The sequence below is a fragment of the Phormidesmis priestleyi ULC007 genome, assembly GCF_003003695.1.
Lineage (GTDB): Bacteria > Cyanobacteriota > Cyanobacteriia > Leptolyngbyales > Leptolyngbyaceae > Phormidesmis_A > Phormidesmis_A priestleyi_A.
Map to the genome: position 1 here is coordinate 1 of NZ_PVWG01000039.1, position 17,650 is coordinate 17,650.

Here is a 17,650-nt window from a genome sequence, read left to right on the forward strand (position 1 = left end):
TACTCTCCCAGATTGCATTCGGGATCTAGCCAATCAAGTCCATCAGGTTTTTCGCTGGCTAACTTGAAACCACCCTGCCACTCGTGGGGGATTTAGGGGGCTTCCCGAATTCATCATCGGAGTGAACCACTTCTATCGAACTCACGTTAAATCAATGGCTATATTAACGCCGCCGACCGTTACCTGAAGCCGATCGCCCAGAGATCATTTCTCGTTGGGGCTGAGAGCGTGGCGATCGCCGCTGAATCGGCTCAGGCTTGGCGTTGGGGTCAGGTTCAAAGCCAGCGACTTCTTCTTGAGGGAGCGATCGCTTCATGCGCTTTTCGATATCGGCGAGGAGCTTATATTCATCGACACAGACGAGCGACAGCGCTTCTCCGGCTGAACCTGCACGCCCCGTGCGCCCGATGCGATGGACATAATCTTCGGGCACATCAGGTAAGTCAAAGTTAACCACCTGCGGCAATTCGTTGATGTCGATGCCTCGTGCGGCAATATCAGTTGCTACGAGCACTTGCAAGGTGCCGTCTTTAAACTTCGCGAGGGTGCGAGTTCTCACCAGTTGGCTTTTGTTGCCATGAATCGCCAGTGCCGGAATGCCACCCTGAGTTAACTGTTTAGACAGTCGATCGGCACCGTGCTTAGTGCGAGTAAAGACCAACACCTGAAACCAATTGTGTTGCTTGATCAAGTGAGTCAGCAACTCAGGCTTACGATCGCGGGCAACTCGATAAACTTTTTGAGCGATCAAATCAGCATTAGCTTGCCGGGGTGCAACCTCAATCATCACGGGGCGGGTGAGAATCGTCTGAGCGAGTGCTTTGATTTCGTCTGAGAAGGTCGCAGAGAACAACAAATTTTGTCGTTGCTTGGGCAGTTTGGTGAGAATGCGACGAATATCGCGGATAAAGCCCATATCTAACATGCGATCGGCCTCGTCAAGCACGAGAATCTCGACCTGGGAAAGATCGACGGTGCGCTGCTGCACATGATCGAGCAACCGTCCGGGTGTGGCAACGAGAATGTCTACGCGGCTTTTGAGGCGGCGAATTTGCGGATTAATGTTGACTCCGCCAAAGATTGCCATTGAGGTGAGGTTAAGATGCTTGCCATAGTCGCGTACGCTTTCTTCTACCTGGGCAGCAAGTTCGCGAGTGGGCGTGAGAATCAGCGATCGAATCGGTGGGTGACTCGGCAAATCTTCAAGTCGCTTGGCAGACAGCCGTTGCAGAATAGGCAACGTGAAACCAGCCGTTTTGCCTGTGCCTGTTTGTGCGCCTGCTAGCAAATCACTGCCTAGCAGAATCGTCGGAATCGCCTGTATCTGAATCGGTGTTGGGTCAGTGTAGCCCCGTGCGGTAACAGCACGAACGATTTCATCAGACAGACCGAGGTTTGAAAAAGACATGTAACTCCAGAGATAACATCGGTCTGTTGCCGTTGATGGCACCAGTCTTGGCAGACAGATATGGGTTTGAAGGGCTGACGCGATATTCGGTAATGAAGACTGGAGCGAATGCCGACCTTTGCTATTCTATAACAATTCTGGTGTTGCAGAATGAGGGGGTGAAATAGCTGTAGGAATTCTCGCTACGATCGTCTGTGGAGATGATTGTAGTCAGATTCAAAAGCCACCCTGAACGAGATAGCATTTAGTGCCGGATCAATACGATCGCAGTTCCAGCAACGTCACTTATGGCACAAAAGCACCTGACCTACTCTTTAAACTCTCATCGCCTGTCAATTCTTCTATCATTTGGTGTTATTTCTTTGTTGATTATGAAGAGAAAGCCTTTCCTGATGTCAAAGCCGATCCAGGTGAGAAAGCATTAGTCACATTCCACACAGTTGCGTTTGAAGGCTCGATCGGGTTAGTCAATTTATTGCAGGCCCTTCTGATCACAAAGCGGTAACGGTAGACGGCACAACAGTAATGGTGCCGATTTATGACAGTTTGGCGGCGCGATCGCCCTACTCTATCCGCAATCAGTCATCAGCAGAATTGGCTTTAGAACGGCACGGAGAAGCGATTTCGTCGATCAGCTTTCCTCAACAACCCCAGTTCTATAATCTCACCACAACTGACGGCATTCCCTACTGGAAGATTGCTCTACTGCACAGTCGAGATGTATTAGCTACAACCGTTCTGCAAACCTGCATTCGCTATGGTGACACTACAACCTCTTGTCAGTTTTGCGCGATTGGGCAATCCCTAGAATTTGGAAGAACGATCGCCCGTAAAACTCCCGCTCAACTCTCAGAAGTTGCAGAAGCGGCGGTTCGGTTAGATGGTGTCAAGCATTTGGTAATGACCAGCGGAACGCCCAACACGAGCGATCGCGGAGCCGCTTATTTAGTCGAATGTGCCACCGCCATCAAAGCCAGAGTCAGTCTCCCCATTCAAGCGCAGTGTGAGCCGCCTGATGATTTTGTCTGGTTCGATCGCATGAAGACGGCAGGAGTTGACAGTTTAGGAATGCACTTAGAAGCAGCAGATCCGCAGGTGCGGGCGAAGATTATGCCCGGTAAAGCAACAGTACCGGTCGAGGATTACTTCGAGGCATTTGCGGCAGCCGTCAAAGTGTTTGACTGGAGACAGGTAAGTACTTATCTTCTAGCCGGATTAGGGGACAGTTTAGATACTCTGTTGGAAGTGAGCGATCGCTTAATTCAAATTGGGGTTTATCCGTTTGTGGTGCCGTTTGTTCCGATTACAGGAACGCTGTTAGCCAATCATCCTGCCCCCGAAAGTGAATGGATGTTTACTCTTTATAAGCACATTGGTGCCCAACTCAAGCAAGCCAGGATGTCATCAGCAGACGTAAAAGCCGGATGTGCAAAGTGTGGTGCTTGTTCAGCAATCTCTAACTTTGAATCTTGATTCATGTACCAATTCGAGCTAGCAGCCGATTCTCACGAAATTGACGCTTATTTTGAGCGTAACGATCGCGACGACATTGACCAAATTGCTTACCCGATCGTGGCGATCGCTCCTAATCAACCAGTGATTGGCGTAGTCCGAATCTATGAAGTCGAACCCGGCGTTTGGTATGGCGGCAGATTAGGCACTCATGTGGACTATCGCAAAGGTTGACAAATTGGCAAAGGATTGATCTACAAAGCCGTTACAACTGCAAATAGTTGGGGATGTCACCAATTTTTAGTGAGATGCATATCCCTCTCATGCAATCTTGCATTGATATGTTCTCTATGCTGGCAAATGTTATTATTCGCAGCAGCAATTGAAGGCACAAAGTTATTCCTGCGGCGGTTTTTTTGACAAACGTGTTTTCGAGCAGTTTGGTAGCGATCGCCGTTTACATTGAAGGTCGCTCCAGTCTTTCTGCAATCCAAACTTTCACGATCGATTGACGAGTCACGCCCAAGCGTTTTGCTTCTCGATCGAGCGCCTCAACCATCCAGAGTGGAAAATCAATATCTACTCGTTTTTGCCCATGCCCTGGACGGGATGCCGAGCCAGTTTCAAAAACTCGCTCACATCTTCACCCTCATCAAACCGCCGATCAAATTCCTCTGCTTTCATAAATCGCTTTCTCCAGCCTGAATTTTGACCATTATTTAAGGCAACCTGCGCCGCACGAGTTGAATATTTTTAATCCAGGAGAGTAGGTCTGATTCGCTGATGCGTTGAGTACTCGATCGCGCCTTCAAAACTTGTTCCAACTCTGCGGCAGGACGACCTGTTTGCTGAGTCCACGCCTCGACGATCGCGTCTAGTTCTAGCATCGTCGAGCCAAGCCCTAGCGCTTTTTGAATCTGTAGCTGTTCATGTTTGCCGACTCCATCCAGCACAAACTCACTGCGACCCGCTTTGTGCAAAACGCCCGCCAATGCCTGAATATAAGCCTCACTGTTATCTGGCTTGGGGTTTGTCAACGGCATCGGTTGCCCAAAGCGGCGATTAGCTGCCCAAACCAGCACCAGCAACACCCCCCCTAATTGCACCAAAATCGGCAGCAGAGGCGTTTGGCTCATATAGGCTATCCAGCTTCCTTTACCTTCACGAGCCGCGATCGCCGCTTCTTTATAGCCGTGAGTATATTCATCGACCCAGATAGCATGGCCGTTTTGCTTGACTAACTGAGCCAGAAACGCAAAGTTACCGGGTTCGTTTTGATAGGCATTAGCTGCGAGATAGGGAGTGCTGGCGAAGACAATTCGCCCTTTGCCGACCTTGGATTGCCAAACGATCGCGCCCGCTTGATCGCCTAAAAGCTGGTCTTGGTTCTTACCCAGTTGTCTTCTGCGTGTCGTCTCGATTTTGACTAAGCCGCGATCGCTGGTCTGCATCGTCGTGAATGGGCGATCGGTTGCCGGGGCCGGGGCACCCAAAATAATCAGTGTGCTTCCGCTACGAATCCAGCGTTCTTGCTCAGACCCCGGCGCGATCGAGCCAATGCCGTTCTGAGATTCAGGATCTATTTGCAAAAACGTGACTGGAGATTGACGGGTCAGCCCATCTGTCCAAGGCTTTTGCCAGCGCTGGATGGAAATGCCCTGCCGCTCCATGTAGGCATACCAAGCCCCATAACCATCGGGCGCACGGCTAAATGTAGAACCGCTCACCTGACGATTGCTGCTCGGAGCCGCTACGATCGTTAACAGCACGATCGCGCCGATCACAATCAATCCAAAAAGCCCTTTGCGGTTGATGCGCTTCATCATTTGGGTTAGTTAGGCAAAAAGAAACTGGACGAGCTTTTGTCGATCGAGCGGGCACAGATTCATCAAGCATACGCGATGGGCGAATAAGAACCCTCATCCTAGCCCTCTCCCGCAGGCGAGGGGTTTGGGGTGAGGGTTCTTAGTAGTTCACAAAAGTTGAGTTTTGCGTCATAAAAGTCTAACTTTTGCAAGAGAACATTAAACTATAAAGTGCATTAAGAAATCACTGAGCGCCCAAGAACAAACATTCATGGAACTGGACTCGATCGTCGAGCAATCACGGCTAACCGCATTGCAGCAATACCGGATTCTTGACAGTGAATCTGAGCGATCGTTTGACGATTTGGTGCAGTTAGCGGCTCAGATTTGCCAGGCTCCGATCGCGCTGATTAATTTAATTGCCGACGACCGCCAGTGGTTTAAAGCCAAAGTTGGGTTAGACCTGGCAGAAATGCCGTTAGACCTTGGCATCTGTGTTGAGTGTCTGATGAGCCGAGAGACGCTGGTTGTGCCAGATACCAGCGCAAATGAGCGTTGGGCGACCAATCCCCTGGTGAAGGCAACTCCTCACGTCCGCTTTTATGCTGGGGTGCCTCTGATCACACCGACCGGAGACGCGATCGGGACGCTCTGTGTTGCCGACCTCGTGCCCCGGCAACTGACGATCGACCAAATCAGCGCCCTCGAAGGGTTGGGTCGGCAGGTGATGACTCAGCTAGAGTTGAGGCGAAATCTCAGCGTTTTAGCGCAGGCGAACATCGAGCGCAAACAGGTCGAAGCAGACCTTCAGCTTCAGAGTTTGAGTCATCGGCTGTTTACTGAGATCACGCTTAAAATTCGGCAGTCGTTGCAGCTAAATGAGATTTTGCAGATCACGGTGCGGGAGGTTCAAAAACTGCTGAGTGCCGATCGGGTGCTGCTTTTTGAACTTCAAGCAGATGGATCGGGTCAGGTTGTGCAAGAAGCCGTGTTGCAGCCCTATCCGGTTTCGTGGGGGCAAAATATTGTTGACCCGTGTTTTCAGCAAGACTATCAAGAGAAATATGAATTGGGTCGAATCAGCTCGATCACGGATATTCAAACCGCCCCGATTCAAGCCTGTCATCGCCAGTTTTTAGAGCAGTTTGAAGTCAAGGCAAATCTGGTCGTTCCTGTGGTGTGCAGAGATGCGCTGTGGGGGTTACTGATTGTTCACCAATGCAGTAGACCTCGACACTGGAATAATTTTGAAACAGAATTATTGCAGCAACTCGCGAATCAAATTGGCATTGCAATTACACAATCACAACTGCTAGAGCAAGAAACTTATCAACGGAAAGAACTGATCCGATCGAATGCAGAGTTAGAACAATTTGCCTACGTTGCGTCTCACGATTTGCAGGAACCCTTGCGGATGGTGATTAGCTATCTGCAATTATTAGAGCGACGCTATAAGCACCAACTCGATGCCAGTGCAGACGAGTTTATCGACTACGCGGTCGAAGGGGCAGAGCGGATGCAAACCCTGATTCGAGATTTGTTGAGCTTCTCACGGGTCAGCACATGGGGACAACCCTTCACCGATGTAGACACCGAAAAAGTATTGCAGCGCGCGATCGCTAATTTGCAACTCGCCATTCAAGAAAATGAGGCGGTGATCACGCACGATCCGCTGCCCAACGTCACGGCAGATGCCACCCAATTAACCCAGCTTTTTCAAAATCTGGTCGGAAACGCGCTTAAATTTCGTCAGGCAGAAGCTCCTCAAATTCACATTGGGGTGTCTGACGATAATGCAGAAGAAACGACTTTCTACGTGCGCGATCGCGGCATTGGCATTGAGTCTCAATACCACGATCGCATCTTTGCAATCTTTCAGCGATTGCACTCGCGCAGCAAATATCCGGGTACTGGCATCGGGTTAGCTTTGTGCAAAAAAATTGTCGAGCGGCATGGAGGGCGCATTTGGTTTGAGTCGCAGCCGATGCAAGGAACCACGTTCTATTTCACGTTGTCTAGAGGCATCCCAATCTGATGAGTTTACCCATTCAAGTTTTGTTGGTTGAAGATAATCCAGGTGATGCTCGACTCACTCGGATTGCGCTCGAAGATGGTAAGATGCACATTAATCTCAGCGTTGTCGATGATGGCGTAGAAGCGATGGCATTTCTCCGTAAGCAAACCGTTTATGCCAGCGCTCCTCACCCAGATTTAATTTTGTTAGACCTCAATTTACCCAGAAAAGATGGGCGCGAAGTCCTAGCTGAGATTAAAGCCGATCAGGTTTTAAAGCGCATCCCGGTTGTGATTTTAACCACATCTCAAGCTGAGGAGGATATTATTAAAGCCTATAATCTCTGTGCAAACTGTTACATCTCTAAACCCGTTGATTTTGATCAGTTTATTAAAATTGTTCAATCGATCGAAGATTTTTGGTTCACGATCGTCAAACTGCCACCGGAGTAACCATCAATATGGCAGAGCACTCGATAAACGTTTTGTTAGTCGAAGACAGCCCGGCTGATGTGCGGCTGTTGCTAGAGTTTCTCAAAGAAGTGCCGACTAACCCCTTTCAAGTGACGCAATGCGATCGGTTAGAAACCGCCCTCAACAATCTGACTGAGAGTCGATTTGATATTATTCTTTTAGATCTCACCTTGCCCGACAGCATGGGGTTAGAAACGCTGGTTAACATTCATCGTCGAGTGCCCGCCATTCCGGTTGTGATTTTAACGGGGTTAGATGATGAAGTAATTACGCTGCGGGCAATGCAAGAAGGTGCCCAAGATTATTTGGTTAAAGGACAAGTGACGGGAGACTTATTGGCGCGATCGATGCGCTATGCGATCGAGCGTCAACGGGCCGAACAAAAGATTCGTCAGCAGGCGGCATTGCTAGACATCACTACCGATGCCATTCTGGTCAGAGACTTAAGCCATCGCATTGTGTATTGGAATAAAGGCGCAGAGCGATTATTTGGTTGGCACGCCGAAGAGGCGATCGGCAAAAACGCCAATCAACTGCTTTATCGAAAATCATCGCCTCAACTGCGAGAAGCCTTAGATGTGGTGATCGCCAAAGGAGAATGGCTCGGTGAGTTGCATAAAATTACCAAATCTGATCAAGAAGTAACGGTCGAAAGCCGCTGGACACTGGTGCGAGACGAAGCAGGACAACCCAAATCAATTTTGACCGTAGACACCAACATCACCGAAAAAAAGCTATTAGAAGCGCAGTTCTTTCGCGCTCAAAGATTAGAAAGTATTGGCACGTTAGCGAGCGGCATTTCTCACGATTTAAATAATATTTTGACTCCAATTTTAGCGGCGGCTCAACTGCTGCCTTTGAAGTTAAAAAACCTCGACGATCGCAGTCAACTATTGCTTCAGCTTTTAGAAACTAATGCTCGACGCGGCGCAGATTTAGTGAAACAAGTGTTGTCGTTTACTCGTGGCGTAGAAGGCAAACGAGTTCTTTTGCAAACACGACACTTAATTAGCGAGATTGAAAGAATTTTGCGGGAAACGTTACCGCGATCGATCGAGGTTGAGATCGAAGTTCCGCAAGATTTGTGGACGATAGTGGGTGACAGCACACAGATTCATCAGGTGTTAATGAATCTGTGTGTGAATGCTCGTGATGCGATGCCGATCGGGGGCGTTCTCACAATTTCTGCTACCAATCAATGGCTGACTGAAACTGACAAACGGCTGAATATAGAAGCCCAAATCGGTCCCTATTGTGTGTTATCGGTAGTTGACACAGGCACCGGAATTGCCGCCGAGATTCTCGATCGCATCTTTGAGCCGTTCTTCACCACTAAAGAGCTGGGCGGCGGCACGGGGTTAGGGCTTTCAACCGTCGTCGGCATCGTCAAAAGTCACGGCGGCTTCATTACCGTAGCGAGTCAACTCGGCCAAGGAACTGAGTTCAAAGTCTTCTTTCCTGCGGTGATGATTCAAGAATCTGCTCCGATCGAAGACCCAGAACTGCATCAAGGCAATGATCATTTAATTTTAGTGGTGGATGATGAAGCCCCGGTGCGAGAAAGTACGCGCATTACGTTAGAAGACTATAACTATCGCGTGTTGACTGCTTGTGATGGGGTAGAGGCGATCGAAACCTATTCTAAACATCATGATGAAATTCATCTAGTCTTAATCGATTTGATGATGCCGTTGATGGATGGTCCGACTACAATTCTCACGTTACAGAGGATCAATCCTCATGTTGAAATTGTAGCGATGAGTGGGTTGTCGTCTAGGGGAATGGTTGCAAATGCAGCCAATGCAGGCGTACAGCGATTTTTGTCAAAACCATTTACGGTGAAGGATTTGTTGAACACCCTGGAAGAAGCACTCGTTGAGAAAGTCAACACCTGACACGATCAGCTCGTTCCATAGGATCGTGGATTAAATAACCTGTAAAAGTCCTCTGATTTGTCATCGCCGAGACTTTTGCCCCCTAAATCCCCCACGAGTGGGGACTTTGAAACCAGAGTCTTAGCTCAAAGTCCCCCAGAATGGGGGATTTAGGGGGCTGAAGCCGACCCAAACGCAGCGGTAGTGTTCTAAATGTGTTGTAAAGTTCTGCAGAAAGTTTATTGGGTCAATCATTTAGCTCATCCAGCAACATCTCTGAAACACCACCCACGCAGCGACAAAGATTGGTGTACACCGTAGCTCCCTAGGGAGATGGCGAGAAGTTACACCTTAATAAATCCACGTTCCATAGAATGATAGAAGCTGTTGAAAGAGAATTGTTTTATGTCGCAATTTGTCACCGATCGTGATCAGGTCATCGTTCCGCCAATGGATCAATATAATCAGGAGTTGGTTAACAACGTCCATCCGCCCGATTGGGTCAACCCTGAGCCTGCTCCTCGCTATGATCTGGTGGTGATCGGCGCAGGCACAGCGGGGCTAGTAACCGCAGCAGGGGCAGCAATCTTTGGGGCCAAGGTGGCACTAATCGAAAAGCATTTAATGGGCGGCGACTGCACGATCGTTGGCTGTGTGCCCTCAAAAGCCATGATTCGATCGTCGCGAGTCGTTGCTGATATTCAAAATGCGGCACGATATGGCATTGGCACATCGGGCGAGATTAGCGTCGATTTTGCAGCCGTGATGGAGCGATTGCGGCAAGTCCGAGCGCAAATTAGCCCCAACGATTCGGCGAAGAAATTTCAGCAAGATTATGGCGTAGATGTGTTTTTTGGAGAGGCGAAATTTGCGAGTGCTGACACGGTGAGCGTTGCTGGAAAAAGTCTGCACTTTCGCAAGGCAGCGATCGCAACGGGTTCTCGTGCGGCAGAGTTGTCGATCGAGGGTCTAGCCGAAGCGGGATATCTCACCAACGAAAACGTTTTTGAGCTAACAGAACGTCCCCATCGACTAGGGGTGATTGGGGGTGGCTATATTGGCTGTGAGTTAGCCCAAACCTTTCGACGACTCGGATCGGAAGTCACCCTATTACAGCAGAGTTCTCGCCTTTTGAGTCGTGCTGATGAAGACGCAGCAGCGATCGTACAAAAGACATTCGAGCAAGAAGGAATTCAACTACTTTTACAATCCAAAATTCAACGCATTGAGCGTCAAGGTGCAGAAAAAATTATTCACTATGAGCAAGATGGAAAAGAACAATCAGTCACCGTCGATGAAATTTTGGTCGGAGTCGGACGATCGCCCAATGTTGAAAATCTCAACCTTGAAATTGTCGGCGTAGATTATGACGAAAAGCGCGGCGTGATTGTCAACGATTATCTGCAAACCACGAATCCGAAGATCTATGCGGTGGGCGACATTTGCATGGAGTGGAAATATACTCATGCGGCAGATGCGGCGGCTCGAATTCTGATTCAAAATGCGCTGTTTGCCATTCTCGGATTGGGACGGAAAAAGCTCAGTTCGCTGATCATGCCGTCGTGTACGTTTACCGATCCAGAAGTGGCAACGGTTGGGATGTCGCTAAAAGAAGCGCAACAGCAAGGAATTGAAGTCCAGATTCTCAATGTGCCGATGAATAAAGTCGATCGCGCGATCGTCGATGGCGAAGTCGAAGGATTTGCAAAAATTTACCTACAAAAAGGAACTAGTAAAATGATTGGAGCGACGATCGTCGCGCGTCACGCTGGCGATATGATTAACGAAATTACATTAGCAATGACCCATAAACTAGGAATCGGTGCCCTCGCGAATACAATTCATCCTTATCCCACCCAGGCAGAAGCCATTCGTAAAGCGGCGGATGAATATAGCCGCGATCGCTTGACTCCCTTTGTGAAAAAACTAGCTTCAAGCTGGGTTAAGTTGAGGCGATAAATTTTGTTACCCACTTTTTTACATCAATTTATAGACGCTTCTCGTGTGGATAGCCAACGCTCTAAAGACCTTTGGCTTTCACCGCTTTGCCTGCCCGCTAGTAACCCCTCAACTCCAATATGTTCATCCAGATCAACCCACTCGATCGCATAGCCACCACCTAGAAATTGCCAATTTTGCCAGCAATTCTCATTTTGAAACATTTGTACTGAAATCAGAGCTTCTAAAGGCTTGTGCGCTCAATTTTATGAACGGCAGAATGCGAGTTTCAGCCATTCATAGCTGTTAAAACTGGGCGTTTTCATGAGAATTATTCTCATACTGAGAATTGCTGCAATTTTGCCGTTCTTCAGTTGATGCGTGCATTAAGCGAGGATACCAACCCAGAGGAACGATCAGGCTGCGACCATCCATCAAGTCTATAATCAGCTTCTCATCAGTAACCATAATTTGACTTGCGATCGGTTCCGTTTCAAGGGTCAAAGTAGTCATGCCACGCATCCAGTAAAACTGTTTGAGGTTCTTCTACCAGCCTAGCAATTTGGTTTAATCTTGATAAAAAACCCAACTTCAGATTGTTTACAAACGGTGCGTCTTGATCTAAACAGGTACAAGGGAAAGAACTTTAGTAAAGCGATCGTGAGTGAGGGTTTGATATGTATATCGTGCAAATCGCGTCGGAATGCGCCCCAGTCATTAAGGCTGGAGGGCTAGGCGATGTCGTCTATGGACTCAGCCGCGAGTTAGAAAATCGCGGCAACACCGTCGAGCTAATTTTGCCGATGTATGACTGTATGCGATTTGACCATATTTGGGGACTTCACGACGCTTATCGCGATTTGTCAGTGCCCTGGGATGGCGGCGCAATTCTCTGCGATGTCTATTGCGGCTGGGTGCATGGGCGACTGTGTTTCTTTATCAAACCCAAGTCAGAAGAGGGGTTCTTCGATCGAGGCGTTTACTATGGTTGTGCAGACGACAATATGCGATTTGCCTTCTTCAGCAAAGCCGCTTTAGAATTCTTACTCAGAAGCAATAAACGACCCAATGTGATTCACTGTCACGACTGGCAAACTGGATTAATTCCGGTGATGTTGTTTGAGATTTATAAATATCATGGTATGGCAGATCAACGGGTTTGTTATACCATTCACAACTTCAAGCATCAGGGCATTACCGGAAGCGAAATTCTTAAATTAACGGGGCTGAACCAAGAGTCGTATTATTTTCAATACGATCGGTTGCGCGATAACTTTAATCCCTTTGCGTTAAACATGATGAAAGGCGGCATCGTCTACTCAAATTTTGTCAACACGGTGTCACCCCATCACGCCTGGGAAGCACACTACACAGAAGTTGGCTGTGGGTTAAGTCACACGATTCACTTAAACGAAGAGCGATTTTCTGGAATTCTCAACGGCATTGATGATGAGTTTTGGAATCCACAAAGCGATCGCTACATTCCATCTCATTACAGCAAAGACGATTTAGCTGCAAAAGAGAAGAACAAAAAAGCGCTGAGAGATCGTCTGTTACTGCAAGATTCAGATCAACCTCTGATCTGTTATATCGGACGGTTAGATGAGCAAAAAGGAGTTCATCTCGTTCATCACGCCATTTATTATGCACTCGAAAAAGGGGCACAATTTGTCTTATTAGGGTCAGCAACCGAGCCAGGAATTAACGCGAAGTTCCAGCACGAAAAAGCGTTCTTAAATGAAAACCCTGATTGTCATTTAGAACTAGGTTTTAATGAAGAATTATCTCATCTAATTTATGCCGGAGCCGATATGATTGTTGTTCCCAGCAACTACGAGCCGTGCGGATTGACACAAATGATCGGGCTGCAATATGGCACTGTTCCGATCGTCCGAGGCGTAGGGGGCTTACTCGATACAGTGTTCGATCGAGATTACGATTCCAGCAAACCGCCCGAAAAACGCAACGGCTATGTGTTCTACCAAACCGATGAGAAAGCCATAGAATCTGCGATGGATCGCGCGATCGGGCTTTATCAACACGCCCCCGAAGAGTATGAAAAGCTAGTCATTCAGGGCATGGAATACGATTATTCATGGCACAACCCAGCAGAAGAATATCTGAAGGTTTACGAGTTCATCCGGCACAAATAATTTTCACCTCTAAATAATTGGTTGATAGAGTTGTGATTTCTCACCCCATCTAGCCTAGACTAAAATTATCCGCGGCATACTGCAAATGCCGTTTTGAAGCAAGCAGGACTGACTAGAGCTTTTTGAGAAGATGGAGAGTATGAAAAGCTTGTTAGCTGGCTTTTTGCAGAAGTATGGGATTTGTAGTTGAGCACGATCGGGCATTGCTGAATTGCGGTATGAATGAGCAATGCCAGCGATCGTAACTTAGGAAACAGAATGAACTGGTTCGCCAGATTAAAAACCTTAATGTAGTGCCATGAGATTGCAGAAAAGTGCAATCTTACCTGTCTTGTTTGTGCCATGCACTCGACCGAAAACAGGCGTGTATTGTCCAGCCAGTTCTCATATTATGTGAATTGAAACGACAGTTCAGCGATTTGGGAAGTTCTAGCAAATGCATTGCTGAGAATTTCCGATACTGCTATCTGTCTTAATGAGTCGATCGAGAAGCTCGTGATTTTGGCAATTTGTCTCTTCGTTCTGTTTTGGCTTTTAGCCGCCTATCTTGAGATGCGGCGAACATTGCGCTGGGGGCATCAGCGACAGACTGCCCAGCTTTGCCGCGAATCCGAATCGATTCGGGAGGGGTTGTTGCAGGAGTCTTTTGCAATACGACGGAGTTTAGAGTTAGCTCTAGCCCACGATCGAGCCGATACCAAGGAGGTTCAAACCTGGTTAACGCAAATTGAAACAATTCAACACTCGTTAGAAGCTGTGACGAACCGCTTATCGCCGCCCTACCTCAACGATAGTCTGCCATTGGCGATTCAGTATGTTCTTAAGCAGTGGCAGGTGACGCATCCAGCGTTGAAACTGGAAATCGAGTTGCCGATCGCTTGGGACGAAGAGCCGATCGAGCAACGGCGCGCAATTTTGGCCTTTCTAAACGAACTGCTGCCAATGATTGCTTCTCAGCCGCTCCCAGAGACTGTTCTCTATGTTCGATTGAGCCAACAGGCGCAGTCAAGATTGATGATTCAACTGAGTACGTCAAACGTCTCAGACCTTCTATCCAGTGCTAAGACCGAATTGACTTATCTACAGCAATTCTTTCAGGTTTTGGCGGATGGAAAATGCTACTGTCGGAGACAAGGTTCTACGGTGACTTGGTGCTGTCAGTGGCGATCGCCATAATTCCAGTTCACAACGATAACTTGAGAGGAAAGGAGTATGAGCCAAGAAATATCTAAATCAACCGAAAAAATTTTAGTGATTGATGACCACGAATCGGTTCTAAACGGCACCGTTGAGGGACTCAAACGTCAATATCCAACGGCTGAAATTCAGACCGCTCAAACGGCTCAAGCGGCTTCTCAGTGGGTTGAGCAAGGTCAGCCAGACCTATTGGTGATGGATCTTTCAATCCCTAACGTTTCAGGAGAGATCGCCCAAACAGAAACGGGTATTCAAGTCCTCAAAACTCTCATGCAGATCTACCCAACGCTCAACATTGTGGTGCAAAGTGCCCATGTACGATCGCTAGTCCGCCTCAAACCGATTATCAGTAACCATGAAGGCGGATTTACTATTGCTGACAAAAGCCTACCGCTACAAGAGATGCTAAAACTAGTAGATTGGGCCCTCAAAGGGGTCAACTACACGCCGAAAGAAATGCGAACCCGATTGGAGTTAAAACACGAGTGGATGAACGTGTTGAAGCTCGCATTTCACGAAGGGTTGCAGGATAGAGCGATCGCTGAACGCCTCAATGTGGCAGAGCGTACCGTGCGGCACTATTGGACAAAAATTCAGGATGCGCTGGAGGTATACCCCGAAGAAGGTAAGAATATTCGCATTCAAACAGAACTGCGATCGCGGCAGGAAGGACTGATTGATTAATGGCAGATGTTAACCGCAGCCTTGGGACACGGCTGAAAAATGAATCTTCTATTTGGCGAATCGGCGCACTACCCGGAGTCGTGATCATCGGACTCGTGATTGCGGCTCGGTTGACCGGCGTGCTGCAATGGCTGGAATGGAGAGCGTTAGATCAAGGATTGCGGCTGCGCCCGGCAGAGCCAGTAGATGAGCGAATTCTGATTGTTGGCATTAATGAGGCAGATATTCGCCGCATTGGTACTTATCCGATTCCCGATCGCGACCTCGCCGCCCTGCTCAAAACACTGCAAACCTATCAGCCTGCGGCGATCGGACTCGATATTGTTCGCGATCTTCCGGTACAGCCCGGTCACAAGGCATTGGTTCAAGCCTTGCGTGACAAACGGGTAATTGCGATCGAAAAACTGCCTGATGATAAAAGCGGCATTGGCATTAATCCACCGCCCACACTGCCAGCAGAACAAGTAGGATTTGTCGATGCGTTGTTTGATACAGATGGTATACTCAGGCGCAGTTTATTAGGAGCCTCCGACTTAAAGGGAGATTGGCATTCTTCGCTGTCGTTGCGATTAGCAGAGGCTTTTTTGTTAACTAAAAACCTTTCTCTCGAGAACGGGATTCATGACCCAGAAGCAATGCGGTTTGGCTCAACAGAACTTATTCGCTTTCAGCCAAATTTTGGGAGCTATGTGAGAGCCGATGCAGGTGGTAGTCAAGTCCTGCTAAATTTTCGCAGTGGACGCAATCCGTTTCGGATCGTTTCGCTACAAGATATTCAATTGGGTCAGGTCAATCCGAAGTGGATTCGCGATCGCATCGTGCTGATCGGTATGACGGCTCCGAGTACCAAAGATGTAGTGAGTTCGAGCGCGATCGTCAGCGACAATCCAGCGCTCATTTACGGGGTCGAAATTCAGGCACACGCTATTAGTCAAATCGTGAGTGCGACCCTAGATCAGCGTCCTCTACTCAACGTTTGGTCAGACGGTTGGGAGTATGTGTGGATTATTGCTTGGGGTATTTTAGGCATTAGTTTAGGACGGTTTATTCGCGCTCCGCTGTGGATTTTGCTGGGGTTAACGATCGCCTGCATTACGTTAATCGGAATCAGCTATGGATTGCTGCTGCTGGGCTGGTGGATTCCGGTGGCTCCGGCGTTGCTGGTGCTAGTCTTGAACAGTGCAGGATTAGCTGCCTTCTACCGCTATGACCAGGATTTACGATCGCGCCTGCAAGACCGTCAGCGGGTCATTGACTACACGTTCAACACCATTCACAACGGCCCACTACAAACCCTAGCAACCTTGTTGCGTCAGGTGCAGTCGCAAGATCTGCCATCGTCACAGATGCTCAGTGAGTTACAGCAGCTTAATCAAGAACTGCGATCGGTCTACGATTCGGTGCGGCGAGATGCGCTGATGCAGGGCGATCAGTTTTATTTGAGCCACGATCGCGAGTTAAATTTGCAGGAGCCGATGCATGAGGTGTTGTATGAAGTTTACACCAACGTCATGGAGCGAGACTTACCCTGTTTCAAGTCGCTCAAAGTGCAATTGGTCACGTTTGAGCCGATGAATGAGCGACGTTTGAGCGTTGAACAAAAGCGGGGGCTGTGTCGGTTTCTAGAAGAGGCGCTGTGCAATGTCGGCAAACACGCAGTTTGCGCGAGTCGTTTGGAGGTGAAATGTATTCACGCTAAGGGACGCAATTTAATTCAGGTAATGGACAATGGTCGCGGCTATGATTCATCGCTACCGGAAGGAATGGGAACGCAGCAGGCAAGAAGTTTGACGAAGCAATTGCAAGGCGTGTTTGTGCGAGAGGTGCGATCGACGGGCGGAACGCTGTGTGAGTTGAGTTGGTCGGTCAGAAAAGCCAGGTTTTGGCGGTTTTGATTTTGGGGTTTCTGCTGTTCGCACTCGCAGCTCACTAAGTTACCATTTGGTAAGCGATAGATGCCTTGGGGTTCAACGATCGGATCGCCGAGTTTCCACGATCGTCTAAAGTAACCCGTTTTTGTGAGTAGTAGAATAAGACATGGATATTTGTACGACAGAACTCCCTCAAATTTGAGACACCTTAATGATGAGAACGATTAAAACAACGGCAATTGTCAATCCTGATGGTACAGTCAAGATACAAGTCCCGGCTGAAATTCTGCCAGGAAAACACCGCATTGTGTTAGTAATTGATGAGCCGCTTGAGTCAAACGCACTGAGTTCGGCTGAAATCGATGCGGCTCTTGTAGAGATGGCAAGTGATCCAGATTATCAAGCCGAAGCCCTGCAAATCGAAGCGAAATTTGCAACTGCCCAGTGGGAAGCGTTTCTGCAAACGCCGACAGAATTATGAGACGGGGGCAAGTTGACATGGCTCGACTTGATCCGGCCGAGGGGTCTGAGCAAGCAGGTATTCGCCCTGTGGTTTTGGTCAGCCGTAATGACTTGAACGCCAGTAGCCCGATCGGGCTTGCCGTGCCTTGCACAGCCTACCGTGGCAAGCGCATCTATCCGACTCAGGTTTTGGTTCGAGCACCAGAAGGCGGTTTCGATCGGGATTCGGTTGTCTTGGGTGAGCAAGTTCGCGTGTTGGCAAAAACACGGTTGTTAGAGATGCGAGGTGAGTTGAATCAGCCAACTCTGATGTAACTCA

The 17,650-nt window shown here is 48.4% G+C and carries 19 protein-coding genes; 13 read left to right on the forward strand and 6 right to left on the reverse strand.

Going from position 1 to position 17,650, the window contains the following annotated elements:
- Positions 1-163: 163 nt before the first annotated feature.
- On the reverse strand, positions 164-1,408 hold the full coding sequence (locus C7B65_RS21035) for a DEAD/DEAH box helicase (RefSeq protein WP_073074629.1): 1,245 nt from the start codon (positions 1,406-1,408) through the stop codon (positions 164-166).
- A 247-nt stretch (positions 1,409-1,655) separates the two neighbouring features.
- Here C7B65_RS21035 and C7B65_RS21040 point away from each other — a divergent pair, with 247 nt between their 5' ends.
- The 3 genes from C7B65_RS21040 to C7B65_RS21050 are packed head-to-tail and all read left to right on the forward strand — an operon-like array spanning position 1,656 to position 3,094.
- Entirely contained in the window at positions 1,656-1,913 is a 258-nt protein-coding gene (locus tag C7B65_RS21040) for a hypothetical protein (protein WP_073074628.1), read from the forward strand.
- 20 nt (positions 1,914-1,933) lie between these two features.
- Positions 1,934-2,881, forward strand: coding sequence for an MSMEG_0568 family radical SAM protein (locus tag C7B65_RS21045; protein WP_244913257.1), 948 nt, complete (start codon positions 1,934-1,936; stop codon positions 2,879-2,881).
- Between the two features lie 3 nt (positions 2,882-2,884).
- Entirely contained in the window at positions 2,885-3,094 is a 210-nt protein-coding gene (locus C7B65_RS21050) for a lysophospholipid acyltransferase family protein (protein WP_244913258.1), read from the forward strand.
- Between the two features lie 223 nt (positions 3,095-3,317).
- Here the strand turns inward: C7B65_RS21050 and brnA are convergent, their stop codons facing one another.
- Positions 3,318-3,437 (reverse strand): type II toxin-antitoxin system BrnA family antitoxin, encoded by a 120-nt coding sequence (gene brnA / locus C7B65_RS29685; protein ID WP_397428432.1) that lies wholly within the window; start codon positions 3,435-3,437, stop codon positions 3,318-3,320.
- Positions 3,438-3,579: 142 nt separating this feature from the next.
- On the reverse strand, positions 3,580-4,686 hold the full coding sequence (locus tag C7B65_RS21060; protein ID WP_223257476.1) for a DUF4350 domain-containing protein: 1,107 nt from the start codon (positions 4,684-4,686) through the stop codon (positions 3,580-3,582).
- 250 nt (positions 4,687-4,936) lie between these two features.
- On the opposite strand from C7B65_RS21060, the gene C7B65_RS21065 reads away from it, so the two are divergent.
- The 4 genes from C7B65_RS21065 to C7B65_RS21080 all read left to right on the forward strand — a co-directional run bounded on the left by C7B65_RS21065 (position 4,937) and on the right by C7B65_RS21080 (position 10,985).
- Positions 4,937-6,700 carry a GAF domain-containing sensor histidine kinase gene (locus tag C7B65_RS21065; RefSeq protein WP_073074627.1) on the forward strand — a complete coding sequence of 588 codons (1,764 nt, stop codon included), beginning with the start codon at positions 4,937-4,939 and terminating at the stop codon, positions 6,698-6,700.
- Positions 6,700-7,131 (forward strand): response regulator, encoded by a 432-nt coding sequence (locus tag C7B65_RS21070; RefSeq protein ID WP_073074626.1) that lies wholly within the window; start codon positions 6,700-6,702, stop codon positions 7,129-7,131. The genes C7B65_RS21065 and C7B65_RS21070 overlap by 1 nt, the downstream gene beginning before the upstream one ends.
- 8 nt (positions 7,132-7,139) lie before the next feature.
- Positions 7,140-9,047 (forward strand): hybrid sensor histidine kinase/response regulator, encoded by a 1,908-nt coding sequence (locus C7B65_RS21075; RefSeq protein ID WP_073074625.1) that lies wholly within the window; start codon positions 7,140-7,142, stop codon positions 9,045-9,047.
- Between the two features lie 384 nt (positions 9,048-9,431).
- Entirely contained in the window at positions 9,432-10,985 is a 1,554-nt protein-coding gene (locus C7B65_RS21080; protein WP_073074624.1) for a mercuric reductase, read from the forward strand.
- 23 nt (positions 10,986-11,008) lie between these two features.
- On the opposite strand, the gene C7B65_RS21085 is transcribed toward C7B65_RS21080, so the two are convergent.
- Positions 11,009-11,203: a DUF2442 domain-containing protein gene (locus C7B65_RS21085; protein WP_425320472.1), complete on the reverse strand. Its 195-nt coding sequence runs from the start codon at positions 11,201-11,203 to the stop codon at positions 11,009-11,011.
- 67 nt (positions 11,204-11,270) lie between these two features.
- On the reverse strand, positions 11,271-11,477 hold the full coding sequence (locus C7B65_RS21090) for a DUF2442 domain-containing protein (RefSeq protein WP_083583179.1): 207 nt from the start codon (positions 11,475-11,477) through the stop codon (positions 11,271-11,273).
- Positions 11,478-11,641: 164 nt separating this feature from the next.
- Here C7B65_RS21090 and glgA point away from each other — a divergent pair, with 164 nt between their 5' ends.
- Entirely contained in the window at positions 11,642-13,117 is a 1,476-nt protein-coding gene (glgA, locus tag C7B65_RS21095; protein WP_073074623.1) for a glycogen synthase GlgA, read from the forward strand.
- 65 nt (positions 13,118-13,182) lie between these two features.
- Here the strand turns inward: glgA and C7B65_RS27460 are convergent, their stop codons facing one another.
- On the reverse strand, positions 13,183-13,461 hold the full coding sequence (locus tag C7B65_RS27460; RefSeq protein WP_143162105.1) for a hypothetical protein: 279 nt from the start codon (positions 13,459-13,461) through the stop codon (positions 13,183-13,185).
- 97 nt (positions 13,462-13,558) lie between these two features.
- On the opposite strand from C7B65_RS27460, the gene C7B65_RS21100 reads away from it, so the two are divergent.
- The 5 genes from C7B65_RS21100 to C7B65_RS21120 all read left to right on the forward strand — a co-directional run bounded on the left by C7B65_RS21100 (position 13,559) and on the right by C7B65_RS21120 (position 17,646).
- Entirely contained in the window at positions 13,559-14,293 is a 735-nt protein-coding gene (locus tag C7B65_RS21100) for a hypothetical protein (RefSeq protein ID WP_073074622.1), read from the forward strand.
- Positions 14,294-14,329: 36 nt separating this feature from the next.
- On the forward strand, positions 14,330-14,998 hold the full coding sequence (locus tag C7B65_RS21105; protein WP_073074621.1) for a response regulator transcription factor: 669 nt from the start codon (positions 14,330-14,332) through the stop codon (positions 14,996-14,998).
- Positions 14,998-16,893, forward strand: a complete 1,896-nt coding sequence (locus C7B65_RS21110) for a sensor histidine kinase (protein ID WP_073074620.1) — start codon at positions 14,998-15,000, stop codon at positions 16,891-16,893. The genes C7B65_RS21105 and C7B65_RS21110 overlap by 1 nt, the downstream gene beginning before the upstream one ends.
- 187 nt (positions 16,894-17,080) lie before the next feature.
- Positions 17,081-17,350 carry a hypothetical protein gene (locus C7B65_RS21115; RefSeq protein ID WP_219898682.1) on the forward strand — a complete coding sequence of 90 codons (270 nt, stop codon included), beginning with the start codon at positions 17,081-17,083 and terminating at the stop codon, positions 17,348-17,350.
- Positions 17,347-17,646 (forward strand): type II toxin-antitoxin system PemK/MazF family toxin, encoded by a 300-nt coding sequence (locus tag C7B65_RS21120; protein WP_073074619.1) that lies wholly within the window; start codon positions 17,347-17,349, stop codon positions 17,644-17,646. Before C7B65_RS21115 ends, C7B65_RS21120 begins: the two co-directional genes overlap by 4 nt.
- Positions 17,647-17,650: the final 4 nt, after the last annotated feature.